The sequence below is a fragment of the Chitinophaga sedimenti genome (assembly GCF_023156195.1).
Taxonomy (GTDB): domain Bacteria; phylum Bacteroidota; class Bacteroidia; order Chitinophagales; family Chitinophagaceae; genus Chitinophaga; species Chitinophaga sedimenti.
In genome coordinates, this window is the sequence record NZ_JAKUKA010000001.1 from 2,798,187 (window position 1) to 2,811,422 (window position 13,236).

General features: G+C 52.0%; 15 protein-coding genes. 9 read left to right on the forward strand and 6 right to left on the reverse strand.

Annotated features, from left to right (window positions below):
- Positions 1-29 precede the first annotated feature (29 nt).
- The gene (fabF, locus tag MKQ70_RS15955) at positions 30-1,289 is read right to left on the reverse strand and encodes a beta-ketoacyl-ACP synthase II (RefSeq protein ID WP_308199042.1); all 1,260 of its coding nucleotides are present in this window, start codon (positions 1,287-1,289) and stop codon (positions 30-32) included.
- Between the two features lie 29 nt (positions 1,290-1,318).
- On the opposite strand from fabF, the gene MKQ70_RS15960 reads away from it, so the two are divergent.
- From MKQ70_RS15960 to MKQ70_RS15970, 3 genes are read left to right on the forward strand one after another with little or no spacing between them, the layout of a single operon-like run.
- Positions 1,319-1,723: a winged helix-turn-helix transcriptional regulator gene (locus MKQ70_RS15960; RefSeq protein WP_248072447.1), complete on the forward strand. Its 405-nt coding sequence runs from the start codon at positions 1,319-1,321 to the stop codon at positions 1,721-1,723.
- A gap of 40 nt (positions 1,724-1,763) precedes the next feature.
- Entirely contained in the window at positions 1,764-2,135 is a 372-nt protein-coding gene (locus tag MKQ70_RS15965) for a CE1 family esterase (protein ID WP_248072448.1), read from the forward strand.
- A 26-nt stretch (positions 2,136-2,161) separates the two neighbouring features.
- Positions 2,162-2,566 (forward strand): alpha/beta hydrolase family protein, encoded by a 405-nt coding sequence (locus MKQ70_RS15970; protein ID WP_248072449.1) that lies wholly within the window; start codon positions 2,162-2,164, stop codon positions 2,564-2,566.
- A gap of 168 nt (positions 2,567-2,734) precedes the next feature.
- Here the strand turns inward: MKQ70_RS15970 and MKQ70_RS15975 are convergent, their stop codons facing one another.
- The 4 genes from MKQ70_RS15975 to MKQ70_RS15990 are packed head-to-tail and all read right to left on the reverse strand — an operon-like array spanning position 2,735 to position 8,095.
- A complete protein-coding gene (locus MKQ70_RS15975; protein ID WP_248072450.1) occupies positions 2,735-2,917 on the reverse strand; it encodes a hypothetical protein in 183 nt (60 codons plus the stop codon).
- A gap of 11 nt (positions 2,918-2,928) precedes the next feature.
- Positions 2,929-5,775, reverse strand: a complete 2,847-nt coding sequence (locus MKQ70_RS15980; RefSeq protein WP_248072451.1) for a CHAT domain-containing protein — start codon at positions 5,773-5,775, stop codon at positions 2,929-2,931.
- Entirely contained in the window at positions 5,739-7,874 is a 2,136-nt protein-coding gene (locus MKQ70_RS41295) for a DUF7379 domain-containing protein (protein ID WP_248072452.1), read from the reverse strand. The genes MKQ70_RS15980 and MKQ70_RS41295 overlap by 37 nt, the downstream gene beginning before the upstream one ends.
- On the reverse strand, positions 7,859-8,095 hold the full coding sequence (locus tag MKQ70_RS15990) for a hypothetical protein (protein WP_248072453.1): 237 nt from the start codon (positions 8,093-8,095) through the stop codon (positions 7,859-7,861). The genes MKQ70_RS41295 and MKQ70_RS15990 overlap by 16 nt, the downstream gene beginning before the upstream one ends.
- A gap of 286 nt (positions 8,096-8,381) precedes the next feature.
- On the opposite strand from MKQ70_RS15990, the gene MKQ70_RS38610 reads away from it, so the two are divergent.
- The 6 genes from MKQ70_RS38610 to MKQ70_RS16015 all read left to right on the forward strand — a co-directional run bounded on the left by MKQ70_RS38610 (position 8,382) and on the right by MKQ70_RS16015 (position 11,989).
- Entirely contained in the window at positions 8,382-8,627 is a 246-nt protein-coding gene (locus MKQ70_RS38610) for a DUF1963 domain-containing protein (RefSeq protein WP_282456554.1), read from the forward strand.
- On the forward strand, positions 8,621-9,154 hold the full coding sequence (locus tag MKQ70_RS15995; protein WP_308199043.1) for a DUF1963 domain-containing protein: 534 nt from the start codon (positions 8,621-8,623) through the stop codon (positions 9,152-9,154). Before MKQ70_RS38610 ends, MKQ70_RS15995 begins: the two co-directional genes overlap by 7 nt.
- A gap of 119 nt (positions 9,155-9,273) precedes the next feature.
- Entirely contained in the window at positions 9,274-10,455 is a 1,182-nt protein-coding gene (locus MKQ70_RS16000) for a histidine kinase dimerization/phospho-acceptor domain-containing protein (RefSeq protein ID WP_248072454.1), read from the forward strand.
- Positions 10,376-10,729, forward strand: a complete 354-nt coding sequence (locus MKQ70_RS16005) for an ATP-binding protein (protein WP_248072455.1) — start codon at positions 10,376-10,378, stop codon at positions 10,727-10,729. Before MKQ70_RS16000 ends, MKQ70_RS16005 begins: the two co-directional genes overlap by 80 nt.
- Before the next feature lie 26 nt (positions 10,730-10,755).
- Positions 10,756-11,025 carry a response regulator gene (locus MKQ70_RS16010; RefSeq protein WP_248081412.1) on the forward strand — a complete coding sequence of 90 codons (270 nt, stop codon included), beginning with the start codon at positions 10,756-10,758 and terminating at the stop codon, positions 11,023-11,025.
- Positions 11,026-11,086: 61 nt separating this feature from the next.
- Positions 11,087-11,989, forward strand: coding sequence for a UbiA family prenyltransferase (locus tag MKQ70_RS16015; RefSeq protein ID WP_248072456.1), 903 nt, complete (start codon positions 11,087-11,089; stop codon positions 11,987-11,989).
- Here MKQ70_RS16015 and MKQ70_RS16020 read toward each other — a convergent pair.
- Positions 11,947-13,176 (reverse strand): MFS transporter, encoded by a 1,230-nt coding sequence (locus tag MKQ70_RS16020; RefSeq protein WP_248072457.1) that lies wholly within the window; start codon positions 13,174-13,176, stop codon positions 11,947-11,949. The two genes, MKQ70_RS16015 and MKQ70_RS16020, sit on opposite strands and share 43 nt — an antisense overlap.
- Positions 13,177-13,236: the final 60 nt, after the last annotated feature.

Here is a 13,236-nt window from a genome sequence, read left to right on the forward strand (position 1 = left end):
ATTATGGCCGCAAAAATAGTGCATCCTTGTTACATTTTCCGGAATACCACGATACCGTTATGTCCGCCAAAGCCGAACGTATCGCTCATGGCCACGTCCACCCTGCTTTCTTCTGCTTTGTTGATCACGATATTGAGTCCCGCAGGCAATGCCGGATCAAGGTTCTCCACATTAATAGTGGGCGGGATGATGGAATGCCTGATGGCCATGACGCTCGTAATGGCTTCAATCGCGCCGGCAGCGCCCAACAGGTGACCTGTCATCGACTTGGTGGCGCTGATCTTCAGGTGCGAAGGCGCATCGCCGAAAAGCCTTGTAATGGCTTTAATTTCGGAGAGGTCACCCACCGGGGTAGACGTCGCATGTGCATTTAAGTATTGCACCTCCGCCGGCGTAAGGCCCGCATCTTTCAATGCAAACTCCATGGCCTTTGCAGCACCGAGGCCTTCGGGATGCGTGGCGGTCATATGATAAGCATCGGCCGTCATCGCCGCACCTGCTACCTCTGCATAGATAGTGGCGCCGCGGGCTTTCGCGTGTTCGTATTCTTCAAGAATAAGCGCACCGGCGCCCTCTCCCATCACGAATCCATCGCGGCCGGCATCAAACGGACGGCAGGCGTGCGCGGGATCGTCGTTGCGGACAGACATGGCCTTCATGGCACTAAATCCACCTACGGAAGCGGCTGTAATCGGCGCTTCAGAGCCGCCGGTAACGATTACTTTGGCTTTGCCAAGCCGGATATAATTAAGCGCGTCCATGATGGCGGTATTGGAAGTAGAACAGGCCGATACCGTAGTATAGTTGATGCCCATGAGCCCGTACTTCATCGAGATCATACCCGACGCCATGTTGGCAATGAGCTTCGGCACAAAGAAAGGACTGAAGCGCGGCACACGATTGCCTTCTACATACTCCGTCACCTGTTCCTCGAACGTTTGCATGCCACCCTGGCCGCTACCCCAGATGACCCCGATATCGAACGGGTCCATTTTAGATACGTCAAGCCCGGCATCTTTCATGGCCTGATCTGCGGCCACCAGGGCATATTGCGTAAAAAGATCGGTACGTTTTATCTCATTGCGGTCGAGTACACCTTCGGCGGAAAAACCTTTCAGCTCGCAGGCGATCTGCGTACGGAAGGCGGAAGCATCGAAGCGTGTAATGGTAGCGGCGCCGCTGACGCCGGTCACCAGGCTATTCCAGAACGTTTGCACATCGTTGCCGATGGGCGTAAGCGCCCCATTCCTGTTATGACTACTCTCTTCATAATGATAAGCATTTACCACTTGTATTTTGCAAGTGAGTTACAAATGTAATGAAAACCGCGCTATATTTGCAAGTAGTGAAGAAAGTGAAAGATATGCGCTCTGCCTGCCCCCTCAATTTCGGGCTGGAACTGTTCGGGGACAAGTGGACCCTGCTGATCATCCGTGACCTGCTGTTATTCGGGAAGCGCCATTTTAACGAGATACTGTCATCTGAAGAAGGCATCTCCACCAACATCCTCGCAGACCGCCTGGCGATGCTGGAGGCGGAAAAGGTGGTGAAGAAACGGAAAGACCCTGAGCATAAGCAGAAAATGGTATACAGCCTGACCGATAAAGGGCGCGACTTACTGCCGGTGATTCTCGCCATCGGGGAATGGAGCGGGAAATATGCGGCGGAGGTGTTGCCAAGGCTGGAGGTGGTAAGAGAAATAGTGGGCGGATTAAAAGATTAAATTTTTTCGCCTTATCTTGCATACTGATAACATATCATTTATGCGCCTTACTATCCTTTCACTCGTTACAATGCTCAGCCTCGCCGCCTGCAGCAAAAGCCCGGTACCGGCAACCGGGTCTTTCGACATCAACGCATCCTTTGCCCACCAGGGCACTACCCGCACCTATGCGGTACACCTACCTAAAAATTATTATCAGTCCAACCAACACTTCCCTGTTGTATTTGCCTTACATGGCGGATATGGTTCCGCAGTTAATATGGCTTCGCTGACCGGCCTTAATGCCAAGGCGGATAGTGCCGGCTTCATCGTCGTATACCCGGAAGGTGCAGAAAATCCGTCGGAAGCACGCACCTGGAACGCCGGCAATTGTTGCGGCGCTAATTCCGGTATAAAAACACGGATGACGTAGGTTTCCTTTCCCGGCTGATCGATACCATGACCACACGTTACCGCGGCAACAACAAAAAGGTATACTTCACCGGCCATTCCAACGGATCGATGATGTGTTACCGCCTGGCCAATGAAATACCGAACAAGATTGCCGCCATTGCACCCAACGCGGGCGCGTTCCAGATGAAAACGGCTTATACACCCGCGCGCAATGTCCCGGTAATGCATATTCACTCTTTGCAGGATGAAAACGCCCGTTACCTGGGAGGCAAAAGCAAAAATTATCTGCTTACAGGATTAGACAATGTACCCGTGGACTCCTGCCTCAACGTAGTGGCCTCGCGGGCGGGTTGTACCGCACTGAAACAAACAGTGGCCACTTATCCTTTGTATACGATTTATAAGTGGGCATCATGTACGGATGCAAACTTCCGGTGTTATTATACCTGACGAACGATGGCGGACACTCCTGGCCCGGTGGCAAAGCCGTGGCGGGGGATTGGATACGGATCCGCCGTCGCAGGCCTTCAGGAATAACGACGTGATATGGGAATTCTTTTCAAAATATAGTTTGCCTTAATAGCAAGGCCGGTCCCACAAAGACCGGCTTTTTTATCATCAGGATAAATTCTTCAACTTCTCCCGCACCTCTTTCAACGCTTTCCCTAACTTCACGCCGGCCCCCTTTTTCGCCATCCCCAGCGCATCAATCAAAAAGTCGAGATGCGGCTCGATCACATAAGCATTACGCTTCCTGCTGCCCTGTACCCAACACTTCTTATACGCCTCGAGCATGTTCACAAACGATGTATTCACATGTGACGCCAGGAACCCGCAGAGATCAATGTCCGCCAGCAACACTGGTGATCGGACGCCCGCTTAAATTCAGGGAGATTATCCAGCGATGTGCGACGACGCACCAGCGCTTCTTCCACGACTTCCCATCCGGGGATATAGTATTTCTCATGGCCGGACGCCTGTACTTCCAAGCCCCATTTACGGCCGGTAACCAGCAATTGCAACAGGAGTTCCATTTCCACCAATGGCACGATCGCGCTTTCCGCGTTCGGGTTATTGCGCATCGACCAGGCTTTGTAGTAGTAGTAGGCCGATTCTTCGTACAACCGCAGTTTTTGCGCATGCGCGCGTTCGGATTGCCCACCTTTCAACATCGCTTTATAGCGGGTGGCATGGCCCAACAGCAAGTAACGTTCTACCGTGGCGCCTAAACGAAGCAGGCCGGACAAGTCACCGATCACTTCGTCCAGCACATGTTGCAGATCGGTGGCGCTGGCGGCGGGAAGGTTATAATCTGCCATACACTTCTCGATACGCACGCGGCTAAAACGCTCCATAGCGGCTACAGAAAACGATGTATCTTCCATCTTCACCAGCACGTCATATTTGGAAATAGCTGCTTCGTACTCCAGCAGCTCGCTGTAAATCAGCGCCTCCTTCTCTGTAATTTCCGCGGTGCGGAGATCTGCATCATCTACCGCCTGAGCGATTTCTTTCATTTCTTCTTTCACCGCTTCGAGATTGGCACTGCCGGTTTCTACGCGGTTGGCGAGATTAGATAACGCTACAACGGCTTCTTCCGGGATGGCGAACATTATCGGGCCACGTTTAAATGCATCGTGATTGGTAACCAGGCGGTAGAACGGATCGCCATAACATTGATACGCGCCCCAGGTATTAGTATGCCCGTACTTCTCAAAAACCTGCACGCGCGCGGCTTGCACGGCATATCCAAAGCTCTGCCCATCGAACATGTATTTATAAAACACCTGCGTAAACTCCAGTGCCGCGGCGTCATCTACCGCCCAACCGGCTACAATCACCGCTTTCACACCATTTTCGATCAGCTGCGTACCGATGTTTGCGGCCAGCTTGTAACGATAGCGGAACAGCGATTCGGTAGCGGCGTCCGTTTTACCGAGGTAACAACAGTTAACGAACACCAGTTCCGGCGCCGCGCTCATCTGCCCCACTTCGCGGGTGGACAAGTAAGTATCGTAACCGATCAGCATGCCGGATCCTTTCGCAGGGTCTTCGTTGAAAACCCCATGTCCCGCAAGGTGAATGATCTTATATTCATTACTGAACATTGCTTCAATGATCGCAGAAGCAGTACTGTTGATCAGCGGTTTCACCTCATAACCATTGTTCGATAACTGTTCTGCCACCAGCTTACCTTCTTCCTGCGCACCCCGCAGTTGCGATACAAAACCGCGCAGATCCGGGTCGCCGACTACCAATGCCTGGTTATTGGTGACCGCGGTAATACGGGCCGGTGAATCCGGTGTAGCCAGTTGCCGTACCATGCCACCGTTCACACAGAGCGGACGGGCATTTGCCACCGTATCCTGCAATAATTCCCAGGGATAACCGGCCGTGGTTTTATCCACGATCCACATGGTGTTACCCTGCTTCTTCAACAATTCTTTAAAGTCGTTCGGAATCAGTAATTCAAAGATCGATTTGGCCAGCGATGGTGTCCAGTTACCACCCTCAGAAATCTCTTTTAATAGCTGGCTGATGATCTGCACCGATGTTAACAGGAACCGCTGTTCCTGCCGCGAACCATCCGTCGCCACGGTAAAGAGCAGTCCGCGGATCGTTACATTGTCCACCAGGTGATCGACTACCTGCACCGTGATGCGCGTCCACCAACCGGCCGACGAATTAGCCGCGATACGCTGCCTGAAACCGGGCTTGCACTGCACCTTTCGATCTGCCAGGGAAATATTCACCAGCCGGTCGTTTTCATTCTCCATGCGGCGCACGGCATGATACGTGCCCAACGCTACATCTTCGTATTGCTCCACGAACTCTATATGCTCGATCAAACGGGCATCGCCTTCGTACAAGCGGCTGATCTTCGCGTTAGCATTCACGATCCCGCGGATAATGGCTTTCACGGACTCTTCCACCGACAGGCCACCATATCCGCAGCCAATCACCAGTGCAGATATACCAATGACTTTCAGTTGCTGCGCGGGACTGCTCCCCTGCGGCCCCCTGGTGTTCAAATCCAGCAAATACCGCGACATTCCCTGCTCCACCGTTTGCGCCAGCTGGTATGCCGTCAGTTTGTTCATCTCTCCCAAACCCACGATGATCGTCCCTTTGAAGCTTTGTTCATTGGTCACGACGATCTCGCTCGATCCTATTTTACCTGGATACAACCCGAGGGCATGCCGCTGGGTGAGCGCACCTTTCAGGTTACTGTTGATGGCCTCCTCCGCATACAAAATACCATCACCCATGAAGTGCCCCGCCATCAGCGGGAACGAAGCGTACCGCAGGTCGCCCTTCGATACCACTACCTGCACCGGCGCTTCAACTGCTTCCGTCGTTTCTTCCTGTTCTATACCAAGCAAAGTATTGGTAATACCCGCCGGCGTCAGATCAAAGTCGTAGCGGTCGGGCATGCGGAATACCTTTTCATCGCCGCGTACAATGGGCCGGTTTTTACTAAGTTGATTGGTGAAGCCGTTTGATAAAATATCTTCAATAGCGCGGAACAGGCTTTTGTCGCAGGACAGGCCACCGTGCGTTACATTCGAGTAATACACGGTGTTTGCGTCGATCATCTTTTTAGGAATCCCGCTATCCCAGGTCACGCTCTGGTCACCTTCCGCCGTACTAAGGAACACCAGCTGTTTGCCATTGACGGTATCATCGATGCGATACGCGCTGGGTGTGGCTTATCGCGGCCGGCAATGTATACGGCATTCGTAAAGTCAATGTCCGGCATCTGTTTATTAATAAAATCGCGGTAGTCGCGGAACGTTTTACGATCAGTATCCGAAGGCAATGGCCAGTCGGCCACACCATAAGCATCCCGCATATTTTCCCAGGTAGATTTCTCCGCAAAGTCGTTCCCCGCATCGGTGGTAAGCGGTAACAAGCTGAGGATGCCGGGCAGTTTGGCAAATATTTTCAGCAAATCTTTCTTCGAGTGAAAAATGTCTACCTTATTTAACTTTTCGATGATGGCATCCTCGCCGAACAACACTGCCGGGATGCGGAACGATCCACCCAACGGCGCGCCCAGGAACAATAACCGGAAGCCCACGGACGCATTCAGCTGCTGCCAGGTATCCGGGAAATTGATAATAAAATCACGTACCAGCACACCGCCCATCGAATGCGCCACAAGCTTGATCGGTTGCCGGTACTTCAGTAACTCCTGTATTTTGGCGTTGAACAATGCCGCCGATTCATTCATCTGCAACCGCCAGTCGAAAGCAAAGGTCACCACATCATACTGCTTCTCCAGTTGCCGCGACAAATCGAGATAAGACGTGCGCACCAGTGAATGCGCCTTAATATTCTTCCCATCAATATTTAAACGCGACAACTTACCCGCCACGATTCCGAAATAATTAATCCAGATCAGAATATCGTCCTGGGATAGATTGGTGCCCATGATACCCGGCAACACCACTGCAATTGGCCGACTGCCGGTCACTTTGTCTTTGAACACCTGTCCGCCTTCGAGTCCCAGTGCGGCATTGCGCTCCTGTGCCAGTTGTTCGGCCTGCGACCTGAGTGCAAAGCCGGCTACGGGCGTATTCGGTTTTGCTTCCAACGCCTGTTTGATCAATAACCTGCTGCGATGGTTCTTAAAATAACTGAAGTGATCAACATCGGTGCCCTCATCGAACAATACCTGCACCAACCCGCTGCGCATCGGCGTTTTGTACATACTTTGTGTATCTACGATCAGGTCATTCTTCTTTAAAAAGAATAACTTACTCGCGATCACCAGCAATGCTTTCAGGTTGAATTTCGCTTTACAGTTGCCCGCGATGATTGTCAGCGGTGTATCTATAACGATCCCGCTAACGGGATGATTCAATATTTCAATAAAGGGCGAACGGGTGTCCATGGCCTCCAGTCCGGGCAGGGTTTTCACATCGTTCTTCGCACTGATCACGTTGGAGATAAGCCCTTTGAACGCCAGGTACACGGGACTTCCCGCCCAGGCGGTGCCGATGCCGATGAGGTTAAACAGCATGTTCAGTACATTATCCAGCCGTTTAGACGCTAACGTGGTACCATCTGCCGGACAAGCAGAGCGGATAAACTTTTCTACCCGGATCTGCTTGTTCATCAGCTCCATGCGCAACGCTTCGATCATTTGCAGGTCTACATTACGATCGGGTTCCTGTTGCAGGCGTTCGATGTTTTGCGTGGTGAAGCCGCGTACATTATCATCGGTGGTGCAAAAACGGCAAATAATATCGCCGATCAATCCGCCGCGCGACTGGCTCATGAGATGCAACGTGGCCCGCGGCGGCAGCGCCTGCACGAGTTGCAGCGCATTCATGAGCGGACTTTTCGTCAGCGATTCATGTTGAAAGGCCAGCAGGTTGTCGCCGTAAGTTTGCCGCAGGTAACTCCACACTTCTGTATTATGCAGGTCGCCGAATGAGCCTTTGGTCGAAGAGGCGGTGCCGTGCAGGAAAACAAAATAAGGCTTATCGGGATTGGACGCATCGAACGATTGAAACTTGAAGTTTTCATCGAGCCGGTACAGGCCACTGAAGTTCTCCAATGTTTTACGTTCCAGGTCGGCCGCGAGTTTGCGCACTTCAACAGCTACGGCTTTTTTGGTGAACACGTTCACCAGTTTGATGAGGACCTTGCCGAACAGGCCCCGTTCCGCCCCCGGCGAACTAATACCAATAGGCAGTTCAAACGCGCCGCTGTCGGTTCCCCGCGCCTGCAGCGCTACTTCGGGAAACACTTCATCAAGCGTATCGGGCCCGCAGATCCGGTGGTATCGTCTTCAAAAACAAGTTCCACCACATCATTGGGATCGAGCGCCACCTGTTGCTGACCGGCGATGCCGCGCATACGGCCGGTGACCACGATGGACTTTTTGAGGCTAAGGAGCTCGCTGGACGCAGCTTCGGTAAAGGTATCGGTTTGATCGTACCCTTTAAGGACAAGACTGGTAACTTTCATCTGTAGTGATGTTTAGATGACTGGATTTTGAGGTTATAATTTGGGGATATTCGTAAGTCAAGTTACGGATTATCAATTGGATAAACTAATTAAAAAACATTCCGGGAGGTCGGTTTACGATATATTGCCAGCTGCCTGTGTCCAACCTCGTTAATTTGCAGAGGTTGTAAAATATCATTCGCATATCAGCAGTATGATCGTCGCCTGTGCGTAGCGGGAGCTATCTTTTTTATACAAATAGCCCTGGCTTTTATTAAATTCGGGGAATAGACATTACCATTTAACTATGAGCCATTTTGAAAAATACCGGGCCGAACTAAAGGAACAGGGCCTTGGTAGCAAAGAAGACCTGACCCGACTTGTTCAACCTTTGCTGCGCAACACGACCCGCATTGCCGTGCAAAGCCCCATGCGTCCGCGTGAAGATGCCCAACTCCGCTCCCATTTTGGCGGTACGCCTTATTTTGAAAAGGGTGAAAGCTGGCCTGTGTCTGAGAACGGAGCGCCGCTCGATTTCATCTTCCGGTGGTGAACGATGGAACGCTGCAGCTGCCGGCCCACATACAAGTATTGCAATTCTATTACGACTGGCGCCTGAATCCCTGGAATACAGAAGACCCGGGCTGGCTGGTGAAAACATACCCGGCTATCGACCCGGAAAAACAGGTACGGCTGGATAAGCCGGCGGTGCTGCCGCGTGCGAAATATTGCGAGATCAAGTTTGCGCCGCAGCAAACATTACCTGACTGGCAAAGCCTGAGCGACTTCCAGTACGATGCGCAGAAACTTTCCTGCGTATTGAACGAAGAAGAGCCCTGGGAGCCTTATGAAACGGTAACAAAAGCCATGGAGGCCGAACCGCAGTACCAGTCACAACTAGGTGGTTATGCAAAATGGCTGCAGGGATTCGATCCGCCGGAGAACGATAACATGGAACTGCTGTTCCAATTAGACTCCGAGGTAAATGCCGATATTGCTTTCGGCGACCAGGGAGTGATTTACGTATTCTACGATCCTACGCAGCCGGGAGAATATGCTTTACGCTTACAATGCCTTTAAATACCAGCCCGGCCACTGCGCCGGGCTTTTGTTTTGTTAACGAGCGCTTAACCCAACGATGCCTGATCTATGCGGAACTTTAAGAGGCAGAACACTGCTTTTTTCCACGCTACCATATCATGGCCATTACCGCCCACATAGTTTTCGCCGTACGATCGCTGATCATGGCCGGCACCCAACACTTATCCGGCCGTGATGCCAGGCGGAGGGTCATTGTGATTAATACACTCGCACTTACCACCTGTTTCCTGATCCTTTGCATCGGGTTGTATTTTTCCGCCCTCACGCAATCAATCTATATCCTGGCAGGTGTGCTGCTCGAATCCATGGCGTTCATTGGCGTAATTGCCCTGAACAGCCAGCAGCAATATTACCTGGCCAATGCCGCTACCCTTATTATCCACTGCGTATTCGGCCTGTACTTTGGCGCCATGTTGGGCGATGCCATGCCTATTGAAGCACTGGCTGCATTCCTGCTCACGTTTTTAACGGCCACCTCATTTTTAGTATACCGGAAAGGATATAGCCGCCTCGCCACCATAGCGGCTACGCTGGCCATCGTCGCCATCTTCTTTTTAAATACCCAGTACGAATTCATCCACCCGATATTTATACCCGCCGACGTTGAAGGCACCATCCAGACAGGCAGCTGGGTGGGCATATGTATACTAATGACCTTTATCGCCGTATTTACCATACGACAGAACGATTTATCGCGGCAGGAAATAGAGGAACTGAACGAGCAGTTGAAAAAAGCCAACATGGCTAAAACCCGCTTCATCCGCGAAAATAACCACGAACTGCGCACACCCCTCAATGCCATTGCTATTGCCGCACAAGCTATCGTGGACATGCGCCAGCGACAGCCCGAACTGGCGGAGCTGGACGAAGAAATAGAAGTGATCAACACGTCCTGCCAGATGGCTGCTGAAATCATCAACGAAAAATTGGATTACGTTAAAATAGAAGCGGGTCAGCTGGAAGAGGTTTCATTACATTCTTTTAAGTTGACAGATTGTTTACAGGACTGCACGGTGATCAACCGCAGTATCGCCAAAGGCAAATCGATCAGCATCCTGCTGGAGATGCAGCCAGACGTACCATCCTTTATCGTTTCAGATAAAATCCTGCTGAAAAAGATATTAAACAACCTGTTGTATAACGCCGTAAAATTCCGGCGAACATGTGCCGATCCGGCTGGAAGTAAAAGCGGAGCAGGATGTGCTGAAGTTTGTGGTCACCAACAGCGGCACTATTCCCGAAGACCGGGTAGGCAAGCTATTTCAACCTTATCAATCTGAAAGAAACTACCAGCTGCCCGGCACGGGGCTGGGCCTGTTCAACACCAAAGCCTTTGTAGCGCAACTGCAGGGCGATATCGGTTTTAAAAGCACCCAGGGCTTTACGCTCTTCTGGTTTACCATTCCGCTGGTACCTGCACCGGAACGCCAATCGGGCCCATCGTTACCCCAACAGCGCCTGCAACTGGGCGGTTACCGCGTACTTATCGTAGAAGATGATACCATGACCCGCGAGGCCATCAAAAACACTTTTCGCGCATCGGCGCCCGCGTAAAGGCCACTGAAACCGCGGAAGACGCCCTGAAATACCTTCCCGGCTTCCGGCCGCATTTAGTCATGTGCGACGATGGACTGCCAGGCATGCAGGGCCGCGAGTTTATCCGCATACTGCGCGAACTGCCCGACTTCCGGCACATCCCCGTGATCGTGATGACCGGCAACGCATTTGACGATGAAGTGAGCGACATTATGGCTTCCGGGGCCAATGAGTTATTGAAGAAACCGGTACACCTCGGCAGCCTGCACGAGCGCATCATCAAACACCTGTTTCCCGCCGGAGTAATTACCTGATTGCATTATTACCGCAGCGTGATTGGCTAACTTAGTTAGGATACCGTATAAAAAGTTAGCTATGACACCCGATCTCCATGCGTTGCCCCGCGCTACCAGCCGCGAACTGCTGCTCATCTGGCGATTCATCAACAACGATATCTGGGATACGGTTATCCCCTGCATCCTCACGTTTATTACAGCATGGATTTACGCCGGCCGCGACTGGCAAATCTTTCCGCTCTATTTCTGCTACTGCCTGCTGTATTCACTATTGTATATCCTCACGTTCTGCGTCACCAATCAAATAAACGGCGTGGAAGAAGACCGGCTTAACAAGCCGCACCGCCCGCTGGTGGCTGGCATCATATCGCCGGACGCCGCGCGAAAGCGCCTGCTCGTCTACAATTTCCTGTTCCTGCTGGTCGCCCTCCCGATGGGACTATTATGGCTGGCGCTGGCCTGGCAACTCATTACACGGATGTTGTGCAACTGGGGCTTCTCCAATCACTGGGCGCTAAAGAACCTGTTATGTATCAGCCTCGGTACAGTAACGCTCCTGGCCGCCGAATGGGCGATCGTGGAACGCATCTCCCCTTCTACCTGGGCATATATTGGTTTCCTGAGTTTATGGGCAGGTTTGGGACTGCCTTTGCAAGATATGCGTGACCAGGCCGGAGACCGTATCATGGGCCGTAAAACGCTGCCGCTGGCCATTGGCGATAAGCGCGCACGCATGGCGCTAAGTCTTTACCTGGGGTTCATATCGCCGCTGATTTACTACTGTGCAATCCTGACGCAGGTGCCGCTTTCGGAGCTGCCAAAGCATTCCATGGCACTCGCTATTCTTTTTATAGAAGTGGGCTGGCATTGGTTCGTGGCCATCCGCCTGTGGTGTTTTAAAACGCCGCGTGCGGATGACCAGACCTATCATTGTTTCGTTTACCTGTTCTGTGCTACCATTCCGCTCATCTGCTTTTTATAACGGGGTACGCCATGCCATTTCGTAGTGAGGAAAATAATGAGGATCAAGGTGGTCAGAACCGCGTAACTGATGCCCAGTCCCACCTGCGTACGTACGGTGAGTCCGCCCGCTACGAGGTAACTGAACGCGGAAGTAAAGATGATATAGCCACCGCCCGCCAGGCCGCTTGCTTTGCCACCATGATGCGTAAACCGCGTGAGGCTGTACGAAAACAGCGTATTGAATACAAAACCCGAGAACATGTGCAGCAACATCACATAAGCCAGCAGGGTAAACAGATTATGCACGTAAAATGTGATGCCAATGAGCACCAGCGCGGCCGTGAGCTGTAACCCCAGCACCGTGGTTATTTTACGGGTAAAGTGTTTGGAGATATAGTACTTGGAAAGCAATCCACCCACCATCATAGACACGCCCGAAAGCAGCGCGCAGTTACCGGTTACGGATGCCGGGTAATGCAATACCTGTTCAATGATGAACGGGCTGGCCATATTGTAAACGAGCAGCATGCTGTACGCCAGGGCCAGGATCAGCAGCGCGGCCACGAAATCCCAGGCCTTTATCATGGACAGGTACGTGTTGGTAATAGCAGGAAGATGGAAGGGATGCGCTTCTTTCAGTGTTTCCCCGCTGAACAGGAGTTCCAGTACAAAGAGGAACAGGCCAAAGAAGCCGAGGAAATAGAAGTTCGACTGCCAGCCAAAATGCAGTTGCAGGTAACCGCCGATAAACGGTGCAATGATCGGCGCCGCCGCCCATATCACGGAAAAGAGGCTGGTATAGTGTTTCAGCTTTTCGCCGCTGTACATGTCTACAAAAAAGGAGCGTTTACTCACCACGATCGTTGCTACCATGATGCCCTGCAGCGCGCGCATGAGGTAAATGGTAGAAAGATCATGGGCCCGGGCAATCACGAAGCTGCTGAGGCTGAAACACAGCAGTGCGAACAGGCTCGGGCGATAGCGGCCGAAGCTGTCGAGCAGCGCGCCGATAAACAGCTGGCAAATGCCGTAAGCAATGAGATAAACAGATAAAGTAAGCTGGATGGCGGCCGGGGTCGTCTTCAGCTGTTCGGCCATGTGCGGCAGCGAGGGTATATATACATCCAGCGCAAAACCGGACAGGGGGATCAATGCAAAAGCCAGCAGGGTGCCGGCGCCTTTGTTCGTGTCGTTAATGGTCCGCATATGTTATTCGATTAGGTACCACAAAATTAGACACCGCTCCCCTTTCCGTTGTAAGACGAA